Origin of the sequence: Snodgrassella sp. ESL0304, from assembly GCF_013344995.1 — a bacterium.
Lineage (GTDB): Bacteria > Pseudomonadota > Gammaproteobacteria > Burkholderiales > Neisseriaceae > Snodgrassella > Snodgrassella alvi.
In genome coordinates this window covers 1-21,302 of sequence record NZ_JAAEDR010000005.1, presented here as the reverse complement: position 1 = coordinate 21,302, position 21,302 = coordinate 1, and the positions used below count along the sequence as shown (strand labels likewise).

The following is a 21,302-nucleotide window of genomic DNA, read 5'->3' as shown; positions in this document are numbered from 1 at the left end:
GAACAAGCAAGAAAAATAACGGAAGAATGGTTAGAAATATATAACACAGAAAGACCGCATGAAGCATTAAATAATATGACACCAATTGAATATAGAAACATGAAACAAATAGCATGATTTTCTACTTGGTTTGTGTGCTAACAATGGGGTATTTACAAACCCATTATCCTAAAACCGGGCGGAATTATCAGATTACTTATGCGATTCCTGCTGGCAGGTCTGTTTATCTTAATAATATATGCTTGTATTACAACTGATAAAGCACATGATTCAGAATGGCTGATAACTGTCATTATCCTCTCAATAATCATTGCTTTCTATTTATTCAGATGTTACAAAATGTATAAAGGCATCGGTTCAGCATTATTTACCATAAAATCACAAGTATTGATTTTTCCCTGCTCTGATAAAACCATTCCATATGAGCAAGTAAACACTTTTGAAATAACTGATAAGATGTACAAAAAGCTATATCTTTATCTCAATCCAGAATTTAAACTGGGAAAATTTAAACCATGTAAACGCAAAAATAGAATATAACAAACAAAATAATCATATCCGGATAACTACATACGAAATCAGAGGCAAAATAAAGTTACCAGATTGTGGTCCTTTAATATCAAATTATATAAAAATTGCTAAAGCCAGAATAAAGCTGCAGTTATTTACAAAAGAAAGATAATCCGCGACATAAACGACAATAAATAGTAAGCAGAAAAAATTTATTCAATATATATTTATTGAAAACAACTGTATACTATAGTTGTCAGTACATCTTATAGCTGGTTCAATTTTTTTCTGCTAGTTGTCTGACTTTCTTTTAACCTTTACTGGTTAATTTATCCGGGGTGCCGCTGGCTGAGATTACACCCGTAGAACCTGATGCGGTTAGTACCGCCGAAGGGAGTATAAAACACGCTTTTTTCCGAAAAATAAGTCTGTTTTGTTACTCCTTAATATATTATTTATTAAAGGAGCTTTTATGCCTTCGTTTCAATCACTCACAGAAGCCTGTCAGGATGAATGGAACCGCTATATTCAGCATGATTTTATCCGCCAGCTAGGTAAAGGAATATTGGATAAATCGTGTTTTCAGCATTACTTAAAACAGGATTATCTTTTTTTAATTCAGTTTGCGCGTGCATGGGGACTTGCAGTTTATAAAAGCCATGATGTATTTGAAATACGCAAGGCATTAGCAGGTCTCAAGACTATTATGGATACTGAGCTGGAATTACATATACAGTATTGTAAGGAATGGGACATCAGTGAACAGGAACTTAGTACTCTGCCCGAAGCCAAAGCAAATATTGCATATTCACGCTATATACTTGATGCCGGACATCAGGGGGAATTACTGGATTTACATGTTGCACTGGCACCATGCTTAATCGGATATGGAATTATTGCCTGTTGGCTTAAAGATCAGCCATGGTATCAAACAATTAATAACCCTTATCAAAGCTGGGTAGAAATGTACGCAAATGATGAATTTCAGATTGCTATGCAGGAAGAAATAGACTGGATTAATCAGCGGTTAGCCGATATTGATTCACAGCGCTTTCAGCAACTGAGCAAAATTTTTACTAAAGCGACGCAATTAGAAGCTGATTTCTGGCAAATGGGACTGGATAAAAGCTACTAACTAAACCTTTTATATGCATGACTTTCCTGTCAGGGTAACTGATGGGAAAGTTCAATAATATTCATATAGCATATTATTTCTATTAGAATAAATTTAAATTTTTAAAACAACACTAGAAATTGTATGATTGATTATTCTCTATAAAAAATTGTTTATTTAAAACTCTGCTTCAACATTTATATTAATTAGATTTCCAATTAATCAAAACGCGGTACATCTGAAATTGAAATTTTCTGCTTTGTAATACTCCGGACAAAATTAATCAATAATGGGGCGGAATTTCATTAGCCGGATTAAATGGTTCGTTACCATTTTCTATCTTGTCTGGCAGGCGCTGATAAAGCAGACGCAGTTGTGCCTGCTGTAAATCCAGAGTTTGCTGAATTCGTGCTATGGTATCACTCAGGCTCTGGATAGTTTCTGCCTGTAGTGCACTTTCAATTTCCAGCTCTTCGATTCGGTGTTGTAATGCTTCCAGTATTTCAGGCATGTTGTTATCCATTGTTTGATTATTTAATCTTTACCGGCAAAGATAATCTAATTTTGATTATTTGTAATAAAAAAACCTGAGCAATAAACTGCTCAGGTTTTTTAAACCAGTAAGAAATAATTATTTCAGTTTGGTTTCTTTGTACAGTACATGTTTACGCACTACCGGATCGAATTTTTTGATTTCAAATTTACCGGACATGGTACGTTTATTTTTGGTAGTGGTATAAAAGTGACCAGTACCAGCAGAAGATTCCAGTTTAATTTTGTCGCGCATTGCTCTATCCTTAAATCACAATATGATTAAGCTTCACCGCGAGCGCGCAGGTCGGCCAATACTACATCGATACCTACCTTGTCGATTGTACGCAAGGCGGCGTTAGAAACGCGCAGGCGTACCCAACGGTTTTCACTTTCAACCCAGAAACGACGTGATTGCAGATTAGGCAAGAAACGGCGTTTGGTTTTATTGTTGGCGTGTGACACGTTGTTGCCACTCATCGGGCGCTTACCGGTCACTTTACATACACGTGCCATGGTTAACTCCAAACTTCTAATAATTTTGTAAAACGCGATTTATACCATGAAAAGCGGAATCTATTCAAGGGTTAAATCATTTTGTATGACATGAACAGCTGAAAATGTTGCTGTTGAATCAGGCAAACTGTAGTAAGTACAGATCTGATACAGGCTGATTACTGGTTCAGGTTACTGCCTGCACTGTATTTTCAGTAAGCTGCTTATGTCGTCAGACGGATGGCAGAGTAATACTGCCATCCGGATTTCAGACAATTACCGCACTGTGGTTGTGGTAGTAGTTGTCGTGGTAACGCTAGTGTTTTCTGCAGGTGTGACCGTTTTCTGATTCAGGCCGCCACCCAGTGCTTTATAAAGATCGGCACGGTTTTCCAGCAGAGTCTGCTGTGTATTGAGTAATGCCTGCTGTGCTGCATAACTGTCACGTTCTGCGTCCAGCTGTTCCAGTGAGCTGGCTATGCCGTGTTTATACCGTAACTGTGTGAGCTTGTAGCGATTAGTTTGTGCCTGTTCACCACGTGATTTTGCCTCATACTGCTTTTTAAGGGAATCACGCGCCACCAGTGCATCGGCCACATCACGGAAAGCAGCCTGTACAGTTTGCTCATACTGGGCTACAGCAATGTTTTTACGCGCTGTTGCCAGATCCAGATTACCTTTGTTTTGCCCCCATGTGAAAATCGGCAGGGTAATCTGTGGCGTAAAGCTCCATGTACGGTTCGGACCATTGAAGAGATGACCAATATCGTTGCTGCCGGAGCCAATACTGCCGGTCAGGCTGATGCGCGGGAAAAATGCTGCCCGTGCCGCACCGATGTTGGCATTAGCAGATTTAAGCGCAAACTCAGCTGCACGTACATCCGGCCGCTGATACAAGATGGTCGACGGCAAGCCGGCCGGCAGCTCCACATTCACAAACTGGCGGCTCAGTGGTGCTGCTGCCGGTAAATCGTCCGGCAATGGTTTACCCACCAGCAAAGTTAAGGCATTGTGCGCCTGTTCACGCGCCTGTTTAGCCGCAGCATAATCGGCACGGGCTGTTTCGATTTGTGCTTCTGCTACATCTACCTGCACCTGTGAAATCACACCGGATCTGAATTGCAGATCAGTCAGACGCTTGCTTTCTTCACGTGATTTTAATACACGGCTGGATAAGTCCATTTGTGCCTGAGCAATACGCTCAGCAAAGTAGGCTTTGGCCACGCTGGCAATCAGGCTGATCTGGGTAGAGTCGCGCACCTGCTTTTGCTGGAAATACTGATTCAGAGCCGCATCAGACAGGCTTTTAACCCGTCCGAATAAATCCAGCTCAAATGCGGTTACACCTAAACCGACATTATATGATTCTGCAATATAGCTGGTTTGCTGACCCGTAGCATCACGCATAGCGCTTAAGTCCTGCGCAACACGCGAACGTCCGCCATTACCTGTCGCACCTAATGCAGGCAGGCGGTCTGCGCGCTGAATAGCATACTGAGCCCGAACCGCTTCCACGTTTAATGCGGCCACACGCAAATCACGGTTATTAATTAAAGCCAGATTGATAATCTGTTTCAAACGCTCATCAGCGAAGTAGTCCTGCCAGCCGAGATTGGCGGCAGCCACTGAACCGGCATACCGGTCATTGGCTGCTGCACCTGGAAAGGTTTCTGCCAGCTCTACTTTCGGCTGATGATAGCGGGGTGCCATCGAACAGGCAGACACTACTCCGGCAACTAATACAGCCAGCAGAGTAGGTTTCACTATGTGTTTCATGCTTTATCCTCTTTGTCTGTCTGATTGGCAGACTGCACACTGACACTGCCATCACTGTTTACTGTCATCGGCAGATTTTTGTCATTGTCAGGAGTACCGCCATTTTTGTCGTTCTTTTTCCTGCTGAACAGACTGCGTACAGTTGAATAGAATACAGGTACAAAGAACAGAGCCAGACAGGTACCCACTAACATTCCCCACAATACGCTGGTACCAATGGCTCGCTGACTCGCAGAAGAGGCACCACTGGCAAAGTACAGAGGCACTACACCCATAATGAACGCAATGGATGTCATCAGAATCGGACGGAAACGCAGGTGAGCGGCAGCCAGTGCAGCTTCAAGCGGACTTTTACCCTGCTCTTGCAACTCCTTGGCAAACTCCACAATCAGAATGGCGTTTTTAGCACTCAGACCAATTACGGTAATTAACCCCACCTGAAAATAAACGTCGTTCTCCATACCGCGCATCCATGTACCCAGCACGACACCAAGCAGACCCAGCGGTACTACCAGCATTACGGATAATGGAATTGTCCAGCTTTCATATAGTGCGGCCAGACACAGGAATACAGCCAGCAGTGAGAACATATAGAGGATGGTAGACTGGTTACCCGCATCTTTTTCCTCTTTAGACAGACCTGTCCACTCATAACCAAAACCATCCGGCAGCTTGCTGGCAATTTTTTCCATTTCATTCATGGCATCACCAGTACTGTATCCCGGAGCAGCATTACCGGTAATCGCCATAGCGGTATAGCCATTGTAGCGGACAGTTTGTGCCGGGCCGGTAATCCAGCGTGTCTTCATGATGCCGGATAATGGTACGGGCTGTCCCTGTGCGTTATTAACGGTAAGTTTGCTCAGGTCTTCAGGTGTCATACGGGAAGCCACATCTGCCTGTACAATTACGCGCTGCATACGTCCTTTATTCGGGAAGTCGTTAACGTAGTTGGAACCCAGAGCAGTACTTAATACAGTTGAAATATCACCGAATGACACGCCTTGTGCATTAGCAGCATCGCGGTCGATATCAATCTGCAATTGCGGTTCATCTTCCATACCGTCCGGACGTACCTGTGTCAGCACTTTACTTTCACGCGCCATACCCAGCAGCTGATTACGCGCGGCCAGTAACGCCTCATGACCTTTACCGCCACGGTCTTGCAGCCGGAAGCTAAAGCCGGTACTGGTACCCAGTTCAGGAATGGATGGCGGTACCAGAGCAAAGATATAACCATCACGTACTGAACCCATCATAGCACCGGTAATACGGTTAGCCAGTGAATTGGCGCTGTGTTCCGCACCGCTACGTTCTGACCAGTCTTTCAATACAAGGAAGCTCAGACCAACGTTCTGCCCCTGACCGGTCATACTGAAGCCCAGTACGGATACCATGTTTTTCACTTCAGGCTGATGAAGAGTGAATTCTTCCATCTTCTTGAAAGTATCCAGTGTACGATGCTGAGTCGCACCCGGCGGCAACTGAATCAAAGCAATGGAATAACCCTGATCTTCCTCCGGCAGGAATGAAGTCGGCAGACGTACCATTACTAATAACGCACAGGCTGTGATAGCAGCATAGATGATGAACATACGTACGCTGCGATGCAGTACATAAGCCACTTTGGATTCGTATTTTTTGGCACCGCTGGTAAATTTGCGGTTAAACCAGCCATAAAAACCCTTTTTCTCCGCTTCATGTTCGTTAACCGGTTTAAGCAAAGTAGCACACAAGGCCGGTGTCAGCGACAATGCCAGAAAAGCAGAGAAGAAAATGGCTACCGACATCACAATAGAGAACTGACGGTAAATATTACCAGTAGAACCGGAGAAGAACGCCATCGGGATAAATACGGTAATCAGTACCACTGTAATACCGACTACAGCGCCGGAAATCTGCCCCATAGCCTTTTCTGTAGCAGGCTTTGGCGGCAAATGTTCATCGGCCATGATACGTTCTACGTTTTCCACCACCACAATGGCATCATCGACCACAATACCGATTACCAGTACCATGGCAAACATGGTCAGTACGTTAATCGACAGACCGGCAAAGTACATGATGGTAAAAGCACCCAGCAAAGCAATCGGTACCACAATCGTCGGAATCAGGGTATAGCGAATGTTTTGCAGGAATACCAGCATAACAAGGAATACCAGTACAATCGCTTCTACCAGAGTATGTACCACTTTTTCAATGGAAATACTAACGAAAGTGGAGCTGTCATATGGTGCAGACCAGCTCATGCCGGCAGGGAAATATTTTTGCAAATCGGCCAGCTTAGCCTTAACTGCATTGGCTGTAGCCAGTGCGTTACCTTTAGTCGTCAGCTGAATACCTGCACCCACCACGTCTTTACCATTCAAACGGGCACCAGTAGAGTAATCCTGTTTACCCAGCTCTACACGAGCAACATCTTTCAGACGTACCAGTGAACCATCGGTATTGGCTTTAACAATAATATTTTCAAACTGTTCAACTGTTTTCAGCTGACCTGGGACAATGATAGTCGCTGTAGTCTGAATATTATCAGGTGAAGGCAAAGCACCCAGACTACCTGCAGAAATCTGCTGGTTCTGTGCAGCTACTGCGGCATTAACTGCTGCCGGGGTCAGATTAACACTGCGCAGCTTGTCTGAATCCAGCCAGACACGAATGGCGCGTTCAGAACTGAACACCATTACATTACCTACACCGTCAATACGCTGTAATTCCGGCTGAATGTTACGTACCACATAGTCTGCCATATCTGCCGGGGTCAGATTAGGACTATCACTGGTATACATGGTTACCATCAGGAAGTTACTCCGTGATTTAGCAATCTGTACACCAGTCTGTTTGACCATAGCCGGCAAACGCGGTTCTGCTCGTGAAAGCGCATTCTGCACATTCATCTGTGCAATATCATCATCAGTACCCGGGTAGAAGGTCAGGGTTAATGTACCCGTACCGTTGGATAACGATTTTGCTTCCATGTATTCCAGGTTTTCCAGACCGTTCATTTCACGTTCGATACGTGACAATACAGTATCTTCAATGGTCTGGGCATCAGCACCCGGATAGGAAATAGTCAGGCTGATGGAAGGAGGAGCTACTGTCGGATACTGGGCAACAGGCAGCTTGGTAATACACACTATACCGGCAATGATGATGAACAGCGCCACCACCCATGCAAAAATCGGTCGGTTAATAAAAAATCGTGACATATTACAGATTCCTTACTGAGCCTGAGAGGCAGATGCCGCAGAAGCTTTAGGTGCAGATGCAGAAGCAGCCTTAGCCTGAGGCACAGACGCACCATTAGCAGGTGCAGGTTTCCACGGCTGAGTCTGTACTTTCTTCGCACCGGTTAACTGCACTAGTGCCAGACCATCCATTGCTACTTTATCTCCCGCACGCAAACCTCCGCTGATTACCCAGTTTGTGCCTTTTTGCTGTACTACGGTTACATTGCGCACAGCCAGACTGCCATCAGCATTAACCACCGTAACCGTATCACCACTGGCACCACGGGTTATTGCCTGCTGAGGCAAGACGATGGCATTCTGAATTTCAGCCTGCGGAATCTCTACACGTACAAACTGTCCGGGCAGCAGCATATCATCATCATTAGGAATTTCGGCACGTACTTTAACTTCACCGGTACCTTCATCTACTGTCATATCTGTAAACAGTAAACGACCTTTTTGCGGATATTCACTACCGTCATCAAGCTTGATGGCCACTTCGACGGCACCATTGATGGTTTTCATCTTACCGGCAGCAATATCCTGACGGATCTTCATTGCCTGTGCGGCAGTCTGGGTCAGGTCAACATATAAAGTATGTGTTTGCTGAATCAGCGCCAGCTGAGTAACATCATTCTGGCCGACCAAAGCGCCTTCAGTTACCAGCGCCTTACCAATACGGCCTGAAATCGGAGCACGGACATAGGCATAACCAACATTAATCTGTGCGCTTTTAATTGCAGCCTGTGCGCTGTCAATCTGTGCATGCGCCAGGCGCTGTTGTGCGATTGCCTGATCAAATTCCTGTTTACTGATTGCGTTAGCTGCAACCAGCGGGCGATAACGGACAATATCGGCATCAGCCTTCGCCGCATTAGCCTGTGCGGTTGCCAGACTGGCACGTGCCGATTGCAAAGAAGCTACATAAGGCGCATTGTCGATCTGAAACAGTGGTTGGCCTTCTTTAACATAAGTACCTTCTGTAAACAGACGTTTCAGCAAAATACCAGCCACACGGGCACGTACTTGTGACTCGCGAATCGGCTTCAAACGACCAGTCAGCTCGGTATCTACAGTCACCGTTTCCGGATGTACAGTCAGTACACTAACCATTGGTGCAGGTGGTGCTGGTGCTTTGTCGCCTTTGCCACATGCAGCTAATGCCAGCGCACTTGCCAGTACTATCGCACTGATGCGCCATTTATCTGCTTTTCGATTCGTTCCCATATTCACCTCAATATGTGCATATATACTTTAAAAATTAAATAACTTTTTACTATACTGTGCTAAAAATATGACAAAAATAGCGCTGGTGCCAACACTTAGGGCTGCCGAAATCTAAATATCAGGCAGCCAGCAATGCGACAACAGACGATTAAATAAGAATAGCTTTACGCTGCGCATTATACATGCAACAATGTATGTATACCAGATGCAATAATTTAATACTTAAGTTATTTTAATCAAAAAATCTTGTGCTAATCTGAATTAAATACAGATTTGCCTAATTTAATTTACAGATAAACGGAAATTTATTATGCGCAAGACCAAAGAAGAAGCCCTGCAAACCAAAGAGGCTCTCATGGCTGCTGCACTGGATATATTTTACCGGCGCGGTGTCAGCCGTGCTTCACTGCAAGAAATTGCCAGCGCAGCCGGCGTGACTCGCGGTGCTTTATACTGGCATTTTAAAAATAAGGAAGACTTATTCGATGCGTTATTCCAACAGGTTTTCAGTAAACTGAGCAGCCAATTGCAGCATGACATTGACACCAGTTCTCCTGACGCATTGAACAATCTGATGCAGGCGCTGAAACACATGTTTCAACGTATGGCTACGGATAATAATTATCGTAAATTCTGTCATATCCTGCATTTGAATTGTGAGCACACTGCTGACAACCATGCGATTGTGGCTTTGTTGCAAAAATACCAAAATTTATGGTGGCAAAACCTGTGTGCTGTATTTCATATGTGCTGTCAGCAGCATATTTTGCCCGCAAATATCAATATCCAGCAGGCTGCCCTGTATTTTCAGGCCCTGTTTATGGGATTAACCAATTTATGGCTGACTGACCCGGATAATATAGATATTACCAGTATTGCCCCTAATTTTATTAATATTGCCCTCGAATCACTGCACCATAATCCGAATCTTCGCCAGTAAATCATCCATCCTGATTGGAATTGATACTTTACATAAATAAATAGCAGGCAATAACCGAGCTCGTTGCCTGCCAGATTTCAATAGAAATAACAAATTGTTAATCAATCATCATCACGTACACGTAATAACATCACCGGAATATCAGACTGTCGTAACACACCTTCAGCCACAGAGCCCATTAATATATGCATAAAACCACTGAAGCCGTGAGTACCCATCACCAGCAAATCAACATTATGTTCCGTCGCTTCCTGAATCAGCATATCAGCCACCTTATCACCGGCACTTTCCAGCACCTCAATTTCATATTGCATACCGGATTCTTCAAGTAGTTTTTCTGCCTGCTCTAAACCTTTTTTACCTGCTGCATTAACTGCTTTGCGTACTTCTTCAGAGGGCAGTGCACCCACACCACCCCAGCTAAACTGTGCCAGATCCACAACATTGACTACCCGTAGAACCGCATTACATAATTTAGCCAGCATTATTGCTTCCTGCAAGGCTCGCATAGCAGCTGCACTTTCATCTACCGGTACCATAATTTTGTGATACATCGTTATTCTCCCTGCCCGACAAACCATAACTGCGTTTGTTAATAAACTGAAAAACAACAATACAACCTAAGAAATACTGGCAAAGCTTAGCACAAATTTGCCTGATACAAACATCAGCCGGCTACAGAATACCTCAAAAACTGCTACCATCTAGCCTGAATCCAGTAAGGAAAACCCATGAGCCGTATTCATATCGAACCACCCGAACACTGGCTGTTTCATACCACAATCAAGGTATATATCGGTGACATTAATTATGGCAATCATCTGGCCAATGATGCCGTATTACGCCTGTGCCATGAAGCACGGCTGCGCCTGCTGGCCTCGTTCGGCTTTAGTGAAATGGATATTGGTGGTACCGGTTTGATTATGCTTGATGCTGCTCTGCAATTTCAGGGACAAAGCTTCTATGGTGATGAATTAAACTTTGATTTGGGTATATCTGAACTAAGCAACACCGGTTTCAGTATTTTGTACCGTATAACCCGTGTCAACGATGGTGCTGCTATTGCCATGGTAAAAACCGGTATGGCTTTTTTTAATTATGAACGCCAGCGTATCAGTCGTACACCTGAGGCTTTTCGTCATCTCATTGCACAGAGTAATTAAATGCAGACTACTTCATCCCCCAACTGGATACTCTGGAATGAATTTTTTCAGCACTTACAGCAGCGTGGTCTGTCTGCCTTAACCTGCACTGCCTACACTCGTGACCTGATTCAGCTCATCCGGCTTCTGCCCGATAACCTTACTGCTGAAAGCATTACACGGTTGCATCTGGTCGGTGCATTGAAAAAACTTAGCGGGATGGGTGATAAGCCTGCCTCACTGGCCCGTAAGCTCAGTACGTGGCGAGCCTATTTTAATTTCCTGCAACGTCAGGGAAAAATTGAAACTAACCCAACTAACAATATTAAAGCTCCTAAAGCGGGGGCACGTCTGCCAAAAGCCGTTCCGGCGGAAAAACTAAATCACACATTTGACCAGCCCACAGCCGAAGATACTCTATCACTGCGCGATCAGGCTATTTTCGAATTACTGTATGGCAGTGGTTTACGCCTGAGCGAACTCGTGCAACTGGATTTGCATCACCTAATGCTGAATGAAAACTGGGTTCATGTTAGTGGTAAAGGGAACAAACAGCGTCAGGTTCCTTTGGGTCAGAAAAGTATTGATGCTTTACGGCGCTACCTGCCCTGCCGTTATGCCATTGCGGGAGAAAATGCCGTTTTTACCAGTCAGCGCGGCACACGTCTGAGTGCGCGTCAAATTCAAAACCGTTTAAATGTCTGGTCAATTACTCATGGCAGCGACCGCCATTTATCACCACATATGCTGCGGCATAGTTTTGCCAGCCATGTTTTACAAAATGCTCATGACATCCGCGCTGTACAGGAACTGCTTGGGCATAAATCCATCAGCACTACCCAGCAATACACTAAGCTGGATTTCAATCATCTGGCACAAATTTATGATAGTACTCATCCGCGTGCCAAACGTCGTAACAAATAGCCGTTTTAACTCTGAATCTGTTTATGCTTAATCAAACACAATCCATGATTGCCAGTATCGTTTTGCTTAATCTTCTTGGACAGCTATCTCCGGGGCCGGATATGCTGCTTATCAGCAAAACCGCACTGAATTATTCACGCTGGGCTGCATTTTGCGTAGCACTTGGCATTACTACAGGCGTGGCTTTCTGGTTATTACTGACTATTGAAGGTTATAGCGCCTTATTGCAGCAGCTGCCCTGGTTACAGAATATCCTGATGCTGGCTGGCGGTTCATACTTAATCTATTGCGGCTACCAGATGCTACGTACAGTTATACCCCAGAATAATTCCATTACTTCACCAATACAGGAAAAGCATTTTTTCTGGAAAGGTCTGATTACCAATCTGTCCAATCCGAAAATCATTTTTTATCTGGGCAGCGTTATGTCCATGGCTATGGCTAATGTACATAAACCCACATTAAAATATGAAATTATGCTTATTTTACTGGTACAGGTTTTACTGACTTTATGCTTAATGATATGGCTGTTCTCCTTACCCATAATTAAACGCAACTATTTACACTGGAGTCTGGCCATCGACCGCATTGGCGGCTGTGCATTCATCTGCTTTGGCTGCTGGTTATATATTCAGATTATCACCAGTCTGCTTTATCATTAACTGATAAATAAAAAGGACAGATAAATCATCTGTCCTAATTTTTTACTGCCAAAATTTATTTTACCCAGCGAACAATAATTCTACTGGCTAAATCCATCATGATAAAATGCCGCCAGCAGTACCATAGTTACCCGATGTGTAATCAGCAATTTCCGCACAAATTCATTTTCTGGCGCAGTGCTGACATCTCCGTAATTGAGTACCCTAAAATATATTCCCTGAGGCACATAAACCTCAAAACGTGAATAACGCAAACCAGCCAGCATAAAATTGCATTTTTGCTGAAAAAAGCAGCCTAACTTTTCATAATGTGAAGCATCTGCCAGATAAACAGCAATAGCATATAGTACAGGCGTATGGATACCAAATACATCAAACTGATGAACCTTGCGAAACGCTGTCATCAATACAGCAGCTGCTACACAATAGCCTATTTTCCAGCCAGTTGCATGTAACAACTTAGCAAACAACCGATAATCAAAGTTCGTTCACGTAATAACGGGTGATTTAACAATATCTGCGGGCGGAGTAATACACAAAGGCATTATTACCAGTGCTCATCTCTGCCAACGCATTCTTATATAATCATTTATCCTGCTCAATTGAACATAATTGATCGGCTCCTTCGAGCATTTTTCCTTATGATGATTTATCTTCAATAAGAATTTACTTGAATTGTTAGCCACATAAGTAAAAATGAGACTGTATTTATTTTTTTATTCTAAATAAAGAGACATATGAATAAACAAACATAATAGAGAGTACACTAAAAGTAATACCCCATAATTTTTGATAGGTAGAAATATTCTCTAAAGGCGAAATCTTTGCTTCTAATAACATTAAAGAACATGCTGACCCAATAATAATTCCTCCATTTTGAAAAAGCCTTAATAAGCCTCCAATCGTTGATTGTTTATCTTTTTTTTGATCCATCGCTATCTGAATTAATGAACCTTGAAACAGTCCGCCACCTAAACCGTAGCACAAAGCAGCTATAACATAATTAAAAATTGAAATATTAAAACTCACAAAAAAAAGCAAGGCAAAAGCAAATAGCATAAGCGGTAAAGCATAAATTAGTATAATTTTATTACAACTTGAATTTATTACTTTTCTGCCAAACACACTTAAAATAACGCCAATGGGTGCGGCAGTACAGATTAATCCTATATAATCGATTGGATAATCAGCTTCTCTAATAAACATGAGAGGTGACGCTGAAAAAATGATGCCCGCTGTTAACCCAAATACCAAACTGCCAATTGAAATGTATCTAATTGACGAGATGAATAATAATTTGACAGGAAAAAAAGGATTGGAGCATTTTGACTCTATCCTCAAAAAAAATAAAAAAATGATTAAAGTAGAAATACCAATAAAATTTTTTTCAATCAATAACAGATTTAAATTATCAGAATAAATAAGAGAAACACAAGCCACTAACATCATAAAAAAAAGTATCATTCCTTTTAAATCAAAAGTCTCTCTTTTAAGTGTGTTTACTGCTTTAGTTATTTTCAAACTAAAAAAACATCCCACAATACACAATGGAACATTAATTAGAAACAAAAATTGCCATCCCCATAATTTTAAAATAACACCGCCGAAAGAAGGCCCTAAAATTGGTCCTAAACTTATCGCCAACATTATGAAAGAATTTAACCTTATTTTCTGTTTACTTGATTGTAAACCAGCCAGCCCCAAGCAATTTGCCTGCAATAGCGCGGCACCAATTCCTTGTCCGCATCTTGCTATAATAAGCTGGTTTGCAGACCCAGAAAAACCAGCTATCAATGAGGTTAGACCAAAAAGCACGAAACCTGCTATTAACGCTATTTTTTGCCCCCAAAAGTCACCAAGCCAACCGCCAGGAACAAGAAAAAGAATTAAAAATAATAAATATAAAGTAACAGATAATCCGATATATTCCAAAGAAACACAAAAGTCGATGGAAAACGTATTCAGTGCTAAGTTTATAATACCAGTATCCAGTGTTGATAAGAATAATCCTAAACAACATGTAATATAAATAGAATATATTGGTTTAGAACTATCTACTACTTTAGTCATTTATAGTCCCCGTCTTAATTTGATTACACCATTAGCTAATTGCCTGCAGAAGAAAGTAATTTCACCCTCAACCAACCATCAAATTTGCAATAATGAAATATCTATTTTTCATATTAACTCAAATCTTTTCTCTCTTGTTTTTATTGATGAAAATATCTGATTAGCTTATTTATTTTTTAGGAATAATGTTTAAAAAGAAATTTAAACAAATTAGCTAAAAAGCGTATATTAATTCGCTGTGCTTAATTGATTTCAAATTGAACAATAATAAAAAAATCATAGATTTTTCATGGAGATTCTAAAGAGTGAATAAATTATATTGTAAGGATTTAATACGATTTTCAGACGCAATGTCTGATTTCAGTAGAGTTATAATTATCACTGAATTAATGAATGGCAGAGCTCTTTCAGCCTCATGGTTAGCAAATCGACTGAATCTGTCACCACAGGCTACGCGATTTCATTTAAAAAAACTAGAAGATGTTGATCTTATTCATCACAGGGCATGTGGTAAACACCATTACTATGAAATAAAAAATCAAGATACCGCAATGTTTATTGAATCAACTTTTAATATTATTCCCCCGAAAGAGTGTTTATTTTTATCCAATACTAACACTAAAGAAAAATTTAAAGAGGCAAGAACATGTTATAAACATCTAGCCGGTTCATGGTCTGTTGCACTTACGCAGTCATTTATTAATAATGAATTTATTGTTATACAAGATAATTTTTTTTTAGTTACTGAACATGGTAAAAATTTTTTTAAAGGACATAAGCTATTAATCAACGCATCTAATACAGCTAGTGTTGGAAAGCGCTGTATAGATTTTACTGAGCATAGGGATCATATTGGTGGTCCATTAGGGACTTTATTGCTTCAATCAATGCTACAACAAGAATGGTTTAAACAAAATGATAATAATCGTGAATTGACAATTACGCCAAAAGGTAGAAAAAACTTAAATGTATTATTAATTGATAAATAGAGATTTACAATAAAAATTAACTTTTTGATGATAAACTAATTATATATGTTTAGCATGATGTCAATTCTGGATTAACTGATTCTAAGCAATTTTTAGCTCAAATAAGAGCTTAAGCAGATCATGCTTTAATTGAAAATGATTGCTATCATATCCAGATAAATCAACAATTAGAAGAGGGCTTTAATTATTATGCAAAAAACATTATTTATATTTTTCTGCTTAATATTTTTTTCTTTCCACACGGCTTTAGCAGGACAAAACAATTTAATACTATTCGATAAAAAAACAAAAATTATTTTTGACAAAGATATAGTTATATTAGTCACTCCCAGTGAAAATACAATTAATAAGTTAAAAACTAATATGGGTGATGATTTCTATGTTATGGCCGATGACGCCAATTATTACTCCTTCTTAGTTTATAATTACTTTAAATCAATTAATCAACCATATTTAATAAAGCGAGATAATGAAGCTATTTTTTATTTTCAAGAAAATGGCGTACTACACAAAATACAAAATAATAATTCCCATCTCCATTGGTGGGCATTATTATATAAACATAATGAAGGAAAATACAAAATTGTACCTTTAATTGATTTTGAAGATGAATATAAAAAATTCATATCAGATGGAGATACTTATTCAAAAGATGAATGGATTTTTAATAGTAAAGTTAGCGATATACAAAAATACTTTTTGAGGTTCTGCATTAGACTAATTTTACTAATCTAAAGAGCTCTAAATATACTACGTTTACCATTTAACAGTAAGTACTGTCGCAAACTTGATTTATATATTTTATTTGATAGCAAATTAATAGATGTTTTTTATATAACACCATCACAAATTGCAGTTCCTATTGACGGTAATTTAAAATTTAGATTCAACATGATTTAAACCAGAAATAGAATACCATATAAAAAATATTTTATATATTAATAATATATTAAATTCTAACAACAAAAATACTACCCAGCTTTACCAAATAAGACTAAACTAAAAAATAATAAACCCATAGAAACTACATCATGAGAAAAAATATTTTAGCTTTATGTCTTAGCCTTGGTCTGGCTACCTCAGCCATGGCGGAACAAACCCACTGGGGTTATCAAGGTGATAACGCACCGGAAAACTGGGGTAACCTGCCTGATGCACAAACTTGTGCATCAGGCAAAACTCAATCCCCTATTGATATTTTTGATAGCAAAAACAATAAGCAATTACCGGCACTGAAATTTAATTATCAACATGCCGATATTAAGCAAATTATTGATAATGGTCATTCACTCCAGTTTAACTTTGATGCAAACAGCACCTTTAGCTACGAAAACAAAACATACAAACTGGTTCAGTTTCATGCTCATGAACCGGCTGAGCACACGATTAATGGTGTCCGCTATCCGCTGGAATTACATTTTGTTCATCAGGCTGCTGATCACAGTAATCTTGTCATTGCCGTATTTGTACAGGAAGGCAAAGAAAATTCCTACTTTGAAAAATTATCCGTATTTAAACAACTTGCCAAAAATAGCAGTGAAAATACCGATATATTATTCAACCCTGAACACATTTATCCGAAAAATCACAGCTACTATCGCTATACCGGTTCACTAACTACTCCACCATGCAGTGAACCGGTAACGTGGATCTTATTCCGTCAGCCGATTACCCTGTCCAAGGATGAAATCGAAGAAATTTCTCATTATCTGCCGAAAAATAACAACCGGCCGGTTCAGCCACTCAATAACCGCATTATTGAAAACAATTAAGCCATAATTGCTCAATAAAAGGTCAGAAGAGCATCAGCAAAGTCTGACCTTTTATTAAACCTCACAGCCTAAATGTTTTTAATTCTGCATTTATAAAACCAAATTACATCAGCTAAATTTAAGCAATACTGGAAGAACCATTATCCATGTATGCTTAATGTTATTCTCAATTTTATAAGCTTCAAACTCTTCACCCGTCTTTTCTCAGTTCACCTCTGCCAGTCAGCTCATTTTCAATTTATTTCAGCATTACCAGTTATTCTGATTACAACATTTTTATATTTTTACAACTGAATTATCCACGGATTTAGTTTGAATACTTCACAAGTTCATATCTAACTGAAAAATAATCTGAATTATAATTATATCTAGATAAATTCATATCCTATATTTTTGGATTTGCCTAATTTTAGACTCCACTATCCAAGTACAAATAAACATCTGAGAAGTGAAAAAATGATATGCTACTCATATTCAAAACAATATTCAGAAATTTATCTTTTCAACCCGTCTACACTAAGGAAAAATAATGCACATCTCTATTATTCTATATCCTGATTTCGAAACCCTTGATGTTTTCGGACCTGTAGAAATATTTGGAAAAGTTCCAGACTGGAAAATGCAGTTTTATTCCCGTGATGGTGGCCTAATAAGCAATCGAGATGGTGTACAGATTGCTACCGAAAGTTTTAACACGATGCCGCCCGAAATCGATACGCTTTTCATTCCTGGTGGAACAGGAGCCAGAACACTTATCCTTGAAGCTGACTATATCAACCAGCTAAAGCAACTGGCACAAAAAAGCCGGTATGTATTAACAGTATGTACGGGTAGTGCCCTGCTGGCTAAATCGGGATTACTTGATGGAAAACGAGCAACATCCAATAAACTCTCTTTCGAATGGGTAAAAACTTCATCGTTACGAACCCAATGGATAGAAAAAGCCAGATGGGTTACAGATGGGAAATATTACACATCTTCAGGTATTAGTGCAGGTATGGATATGGCCTTAGCCTTTGTGCAAGACAGGGCAGGAGAAACCGTTGCCCGACAAATCGCAACTAGAATCGAATATCGCTGGCAGCAAGACAGCCAGCAAGATGAATTCTGTCTGAAATAAATTTTATTGTTATAAAAATTAACCCGGAAAAAATTATGCTGTTAGATGAGCAACAAAAAATAGGACTGTTTTTTGTAGTATTGTATTCTGTCTTTTTTATCATATTTATGGAAATACACTTAATGTCCGGTGTTATTTCCGGATTACTCACCTATACCCTCACACAGAAACTTGAAGATTTTCTGGCAAAAAAAATGCATCGCTGGGGCAATAAAGCCAAACTATTTTCCGTATTATTACTTTCATTGCTCATCATGGCAATACTCATTAGCGGCTTTGGTTACCTGATTAGCTGGGTAATCAGCGTAGCCAAAGATCCGCAACAAACCCTTACTCATATTCAAAGCTTATTTAACAGCATTGCCAGCTCACTGCCCAAAGAACTAAATAAATATATTCCTGATAATCTGATTGAATTGCGAACCAATGCACTAAACTTTATCAAAGAACATGTTCTATATCTTCAGTCAGTAGTTAAGCAATTATTTCATTCATTGCTAATCATCATCATTGGTATGATTATCGGTTTAATTGCCGGCTATCAGCAGAACAAACGCAATATCACTGAAACCCATTCCTCATCAACAATTTATATGCAGGCTCTCAAGGAGGGGTTAAATCGTCTGGTACTGGTATTTCAATATGTTGCCTTCTCACAGGTAGTGATATCCTTTTTTAATACCATCCTGACTGCTATTTTCCTGCTTATCATATTACCTTTATTCGGTATTCATCTGCCTTTCAGCAAAAGCCTGATACTGGCTACTTTCGTTCTTGGGCTGATCCCCATTATTGGCAACCTCATAGTCAATACTATTATGTGTCTGGTTGCATTTACTATTTCATTCTGGATGGCGGTAATTGTCCTGTTATATCTAATTATCATCCATAAAATCGAATATATACTCAATGCCAAAATAATTGGTAACAAAATTCACGCCGGCATTTGCGAACTGCTGATTGCAATGGTATTGTCTGAAAGCTTATTTGGCGTAATCGGATTGATTTTCGCGCCTATCTTTTATGCTTTCCTGAAACTGTCTTTAAAACAACTCAAAATCATTTAATCTTATTTCGTATATCAATAAAAAGGCCATGAACAATGGCCTTTGGGTATTTTAGCGTTTATACCGCTCCACATCCGGTAACAAAATTGTCAGTATTCCAAGTAATGGCAGGAAAGAACAAAATTTAAAAATAAGTTGTAAGCTGGTTTTATCGGCCACATATCCTAAAACTGCTGCTGCAATTCCGCTCATCCCAAACATAAAACCAAAAAACAGACCGGCAATCATCCCGACGCGTCCGGGAATCAACTCCTGAGCATAAACCACAATTGCCGAAAAAGCAGAAGATATAATTAAACCAATCAAACAGCTTAACAGCGCCGTACCCCAGAGATTTGCATAAGGTAAGGCCAGAGTAAAAGGCGCAGCCCCTAAAATAGAGAACCAAATAACATATTTCCGACCAATACGGTCACCTACCGGACCTCCGACAAACGTACCAATTGCCACACAGGCCAGAAATAAAAATAGAAATAACACTGCAGATTGTTTAGTTAAAGCAAATTTTTCAATTAGATAAAAGCTATAATAATTACTCATACTGGCCATATAAAAAAATTTAGAAAAAATCAGTACGGCAAGAATGAATAAGGCCAGAACGGTCTTACTTTTATCATAAGGTAAAGTACAATTTGATGTTGCCTTGTGTTTATTTGCAGCCAGATGACGAGCACTCCATGCACTGATGCGGCACAAAAGCAAAATAGCAATTACACCAATGGCGATAAACCACAGAATATTACTTTGCCGGTTATATCTCAGCACGACCAAACTCACCAGTAGCGGCCCAAATGATGAACCCAGATTACCGCCTACCTGAAATGCCGACTGAGCTAAGCCAAACCGACCAGCAGAAGCATTACGTGCAACACGGGATGCCTCAGGATGGAAAGTAGATGATCCTACTCCCAGAAATGCTGCGGCCAGTAATAATAGATAGAATTGACTGACCAAACCCAGCATGCACAAGCCAAACGTCGTTGAAACCATACCTAGTGGTAATAAATAAGGTTTCGGATGCTTATCTGTGTAATAACCGATTGCGGGCTGTAAAATTGAAGCTGTAAGCTGATATACCAGACTAATACAACCCACCTGAGCGAAACTTAACTGATATTTTTCTTCCAGTAAGGGGTAAGTAGCTGTCAGCATCGACTGAATTAGGTCATTACACAGATGTGCGCCCGCTACCATTAAAATAACCGAAAGAAATAGCTGATTAGATGAGAACTGACTATCTTGCTGATTCATTATTTTCAACCAAAGCAAATAAATAAATGATAATTTTGGTATGATATATTACTGAATAAGTGTTAATAATTGGCACATTTTTCTATTTAATCCAATCTGGGATCTGATAACAATTTAATTTGTTATACTGTCTGCCACAAGCATTTACTCAGACCTAAACAGAGCAATGTCTGCGAATTCCGCAGTCAGAGCACATCCGCTCACTGAACCTTTCCAACGCCGCCGCCATCGTCCTCTACGAAGCACTGCGTCAGCAGGCCTTCCCTTCTCTGGCCTAGATACAGCAACAGCAGCCATCAGGCTGCTGCGGTATTGTTCTCTTCTCTGCGCTTAAAGTAAGAAACCCGGCTGACTGATCAACCGGGTTCTTCTATAGGGAGTCTGGCGGTGTCCTACTTTCACATGGGCAATCCATACTATCATCGGCGCTAGGTCGTTTCACGGTCCTGTTCGGGATGGGAAGGCGTGGGACCAACCCGCTA

Annotated in this window: 21 protein-coding genes, 1 rRNA gene and 1 riboswitch; of the genes, 11 read left to right on the top strand and 11 right to left on the bottom strand. The window is 40.3% G+C overall.

Translation table 11 applies throughout. The annotated features are described in order from the left end of the window. On the top strand, positions 1 to 117 hold a 117-nt coding region (locus tag GYX91_RS00705; RefSeq protein WP_144340592.1), incomplete at its 5' end, for an integrase core domain-containing protein. Positions 118 to 834: 717 nt separating this feature from the next. After that, a riboswitch (TPP riboswitch) is annotated at positions 835 to 924 on the top strand. A 58-nt stretch (positions 925 to 982) separates the two neighbouring features. Further along, positions 983 to 1,645, top strand: coding sequence for a thiaminase II (gene tenA, locus GYX91_RS00700; protein WP_174829691.1), 663 nt, complete (start codon positions 983 to 985; stop codon positions 1,643 to 1,645). Positions 1,646 to 1,907: 262 nt separating this feature from the next. Here the strand turns inward: tenA and GYX91_RS00695 are convergent, their stop codons facing one another. The 6 genes from GYX91_RS00695 to GYX91_RS00670 all read right to left on the bottom strand — a co-directional run bounded on the left by GYX91_RS00695 (position 1,908) and on the right by GYX91_RS00670 (position 8,883). Next, positions 1,908 to 2,135, bottom strand: a complete 228-nt coding sequence (locus tag GYX91_RS00695; RefSeq protein ID WP_037393173.1) for a SlyX family protein — start codon at positions 2,133 to 2,135, stop codon at positions 1,908 to 1,910. A 120-nt stretch (positions 2,136 to 2,255) separates the two neighbouring features. Continuing rightward, complete coding sequence (gene rpmG, locus GYX91_RS00690) at positions 2,256 to 2,411, bottom strand: 50S ribosomal protein L33 (RefSeq protein ID WP_025329834.1); 156 nt, start codon at positions 2,409 to 2,411, stop codon at positions 2,256 to 2,258. Positions 2,412 to 2,437: 26 nt separating this feature from the next. Further along, entirely contained in the window at positions 2,438 to 2,671 is a 234-nt protein-coding gene (rpmB, locus tag GYX91_RS00685; protein ID WP_002216391.1) for a 50S ribosomal protein L28, read from the bottom strand. A 255-nt stretch (positions 2,672 to 2,926) separates the two neighbouring features. Further along, the gene (locus GYX91_RS00680) at positions 2,927 to 4,426 is read right to left on the bottom strand and encodes an efflux transporter outer membrane subunit (protein ID WP_174829690.1); all 1,500 of its coding nucleotides are present in this window, start codon (positions 4,424 to 4,426) and stop codon (positions 2,927 to 2,929) included. Next, positions 4,423 to 7,635 (bottom strand): efflux RND transporter permease subunit, encoded by a 3,213-nt coding sequence (locus GYX91_RS00675; RefSeq protein WP_078475051.1) that lies wholly within the window; start codon positions 7,633 to 7,635, stop codon positions 4,423 to 4,425. Before GYX91_RS00675 ends, GYX91_RS00680 begins: the two co-directional genes overlap by 4 nt. Positions 7,636 to 7,647: 12 nt before the next feature. Then, positions 7,648 to 8,883 (bottom strand): efflux RND transporter periplasmic adaptor subunit, encoded by a 1,236-nt coding sequence (locus GYX91_RS00670; protein ID WP_096766070.1) that lies wholly within the window; start codon positions 8,881 to 8,883, stop codon positions 7,648 to 7,650. A gap of 310 nt (positions 8,884 to 9,193) precedes the next feature. On the opposite strand from GYX91_RS00670, the gene GYX91_RS00665 reads away from it, so the two are divergent. Further along, positions 9,194 to 9,823 carry a TetR family transcriptional regulator gene (locus GYX91_RS00665; RefSeq protein ID WP_041879958.1) on the top strand — a complete coding sequence of 210 codons (630 nt, stop codon included), beginning with the start codon at positions 9,194 to 9,196 and terminating at the stop codon, positions 9,821 to 9,823. A gap of 101 nt (positions 9,824 to 9,924) precedes the next feature. Here GYX91_RS00665 and GYX91_RS00660 read toward each other — a convergent pair whose 3' ends face one another. Next, positions 9,925 to 10,377 (bottom strand): universal stress protein, encoded by a 453-nt coding sequence (locus GYX91_RS00660; RefSeq protein ID WP_025329829.1) that lies wholly within the window; start codon positions 10,375 to 10,377, stop codon positions 9,925 to 9,927. A gap of 177 nt (positions 10,378 to 10,554) precedes the next feature. Between GYX91_RS00660 and GYX91_RS00655 the strand changes: the two genes are divergently transcribed. The 3 genes from GYX91_RS00655 to GYX91_RS00645 are packed head-to-tail and all read left to right on the top strand — an operon-like array spanning position 10,555 to position 12,551. Then, positions 10,555 to 10,986 (top strand): thioesterase family protein, encoded by a 432-nt coding sequence (locus GYX91_RS00655; protein ID WP_078475053.1) that lies wholly within the window; start codon positions 10,555 to 10,557, stop codon positions 10,984 to 10,986. Continuing rightward, positions 10,987 to 11,889 carry a tyrosine-type recombinase/integrase gene (locus GYX91_RS00650; RefSeq protein WP_078475054.1) on the top strand — a complete coding sequence of 301 codons (903 nt, stop codon included), beginning with the start codon at positions 10,987 to 10,989 and terminating at the stop codon, positions 11,887 to 11,889. It begins immediately after the preceding gene. 23 nt (positions 11,890 to 11,912) lie between these two features. Beyond that, complete coding sequence (locus GYX91_RS00645) at positions 11,913 to 12,551, top strand: LysE family transporter (protein ID WP_174829689.1); 639 nt, start codon at positions 11,913 to 11,915, stop codon at positions 12,549 to 12,551. Between the two features lie 80 nt (positions 12,552 to 12,631). Here the strand turns inward: GYX91_RS00645 and GYX91_RS00640 are convergent, their stop codons facing one another. Beyond that, positions 12,632 to 13,009 carry an aminotransferase class I/II-fold pyridoxal phosphate-dependent enzyme gene (locus tag GYX91_RS00640; RefSeq protein WP_174829688.1) on the bottom strand — a complete coding sequence of 126 codons (378 nt, stop codon included), beginning with the start codon at positions 13,007 to 13,009 and terminating at the stop codon, positions 12,632 to 12,634. A gap of 250 nt (positions 13,010 to 13,259) precedes the next feature. Next, entirely contained in the window at positions 13,260 to 14,621 is a 1,362-nt protein-coding gene (locus GYX91_RS00635; RefSeq protein WP_174829687.1) for an MFS transporter, read from the bottom strand. A gap of 305 nt (positions 14,622 to 14,926) precedes the next feature. Here GYX91_RS00635 and GYX91_RS00630 point away from each other — a divergent pair, with 305 nt between their 5' ends. The 5 genes from GYX91_RS00630 (at position 14,927) to GYX91_RS00610 (ending at position 19,569) form a co-directional block, all read left to right on the top strand. Then, positions 14,927 to 15,610 carry a winged helix-turn-helix domain-containing protein gene (locus GYX91_RS00630; protein ID WP_144235852.1) on the top strand — a complete coding sequence of 228 codons (684 nt, stop codon included), beginning with the start codon at positions 14,927 to 14,929 and terminating at the stop codon, positions 15,608 to 15,610. Positions 15,611 to 15,799: 189 nt separating this feature from the next. Then, complete coding sequence (locus tag GYX91_RS00625) at positions 15,800 to 16,345, top strand: hypothetical protein (RefSeq protein ID WP_078475059.1); 546 nt, start codon at positions 15,800 to 15,802, stop codon at positions 16,343 to 16,345. Between the two features lie 296 nt (positions 16,346 to 16,641). After that, positions 16,642 to 17,382, top strand: a complete 741-nt coding sequence (locus GYX91_RS00620; RefSeq protein WP_037393121.1) for a carbonic anhydrase — start codon at positions 16,642 to 16,644, stop codon at positions 17,380 to 17,382. A 529-nt stretch (positions 17,383 to 17,911) separates the two neighbouring features. Then, on the top strand, positions 17,912 to 18,502 hold the full coding sequence (locus GYX91_RS00615) for a DJ-1/PfpI family protein (protein WP_078475060.1): 591 nt from the start codon (positions 17,912 to 17,914) through the stop codon (positions 18,500 to 18,502). Between the two features lie 35 nt (positions 18,503 to 18,537). Then, positions 18,538 to 19,569, top strand: a complete 1,032-nt coding sequence (locus GYX91_RS00610) for an AI-2E family transporter (protein ID WP_041879928.1) — start codon at positions 18,538 to 18,540, stop codon at positions 19,567 to 19,569. Positions 19,570 to 19,620: 51 nt separating this feature from the next. Here the strand turns inward: GYX91_RS00610 and GYX91_RS00605 are convergent, their stop codons facing one another. Further along, positions 19,621 to 20,820: an MFS transporter gene (locus GYX91_RS00605; protein WP_078475061.1), complete on the bottom strand. Its 1,200-nt coding sequence runs from the start codon at positions 20,818 to 20,820 to the stop codon at positions 19,621 to 19,623. A gap of 379 nt (positions 20,821 to 21,199) precedes the next feature. Next, positions 21,200 to 21,302: ribosomal RNA gene (gene rrf / locus GYX91_RS00600) — 5S ribosomal RNA — on the bottom strand; the annotation flags it as partial.

Bases quoted from the DNA above. Each gene is read 5' to 3' on its own strand.
- tenA (WP_174829691.1), top strand. From the start codon at position 983: ATGCCTTCGTTTCAATCACTCACAGAAGCCTGTCAGGATGAATGGAAC.
- GYX91_RS00695 (WP_037393173.1), bottom strand. From the start codon at position 2,135: ATGCCTGAAATACTGGAAGCATTACAACACCGAATCGAAGAGCTGGAA.
- rpmG (WP_025329834.1), bottom strand. From the start codon at position 2,411: ATGCGCGACAAAATTAAACTGGAATCTTCTGCTGGTACTGGTCACTTT.
- rpmB (WP_002216391.1), bottom strand. From the start codon at position 2,671: ATGGCACGTGTATGTAAAGTGACCGGTAAGCGCCCGATGAGTGGCAAC.
- GYX91_RS00680 (WP_174829690.1), bottom strand. From the start codon at position 4,426: ATGAAACACATAGTGAAACCTACTCTGCTGGCTGTATTAGTTGCCGGA.
- GYX91_RS00675 (WP_078475051.1), bottom strand. From the start codon at position 7,635: ATGTCACGATTTTTTATTAACCGACCGATTTTTGCATGGGTGGTGGCG.
- GYX91_RS00670 (WP_096766070.1), bottom strand. From the start codon at position 8,883: ATGGGAACGAATCGAAAAGCAGATAAATGGCGCATCAGTGCGATAGTA.
- GYX91_RS00665 (WP_041879958.1), top strand. From the start codon at position 9,194: ATGCGCAAGACCAAAGAAGAAGCCCTGCAAACCAAAGAGGCTCTCATG.
- GYX91_RS00660 (WP_025329829.1), bottom strand. From the start codon at position 10,377: ATGTATCACAAAATTATGGTACCGGTAGATGAAAGTGCAGCTGCTATG.
- GYX91_RS00655 (WP_078475053.1), top strand. From the start codon at position 10,555: ATGAGCCGTATTCATATCGAACCACCCGAACACTGGCTGTTTCATACC.
- GYX91_RS00650 (WP_078475054.1), top strand. From the start codon at position 10,987: ATGCAGACTACTTCATCCCCCAACTGGATACTCTGGAATGAATTTTTT.
- GYX91_RS00645 (WP_174829689.1), top strand. From the start codon at position 11,913: ATGCTTAATCAAACACAATCCATGATTGCCAGTATCGTTTTGCTTAAT.
- GYX91_RS00635 (WP_174829687.1), bottom strand. From the start codon at position 14,621: ATGACTAAAGTAGTAGATAGTTCTAAACCAATATATTCTATTTATATT.
- GYX91_RS00625 (WP_078475059.1), top strand. From the start codon at position 15,800: ATGCAAAAAACATTATTTATATTTTTCTGCTTAATATTTTTTTCTTTC.
- GYX91_RS00620 (WP_037393121.1), top strand. From the start codon at position 16,642: ATGAGAAAAAATATTTTAGCTTTATGTCTTAGCCTTGGTCTGGCTACC.
- GYX91_RS00615 (WP_078475060.1), top strand. From the start codon at position 17,912: ATGCACATCTCTATTATTCTATATCCTGATTTCGAAACCCTTGATGTT.
- GYX91_RS00610 (WP_041879928.1), top strand. From the start codon at position 18,538: ATGCTGTTAGATGAGCAACAAAAAATAGGACTGTTTTTTGTAGTATTG.
- GYX91_RS00605 (WP_078475061.1), bottom strand. From the start codon at position 20,820: ATGAATCAGCAAGATAGTCAGTTCTCATCTAATCAGCTATTTCTTTCG.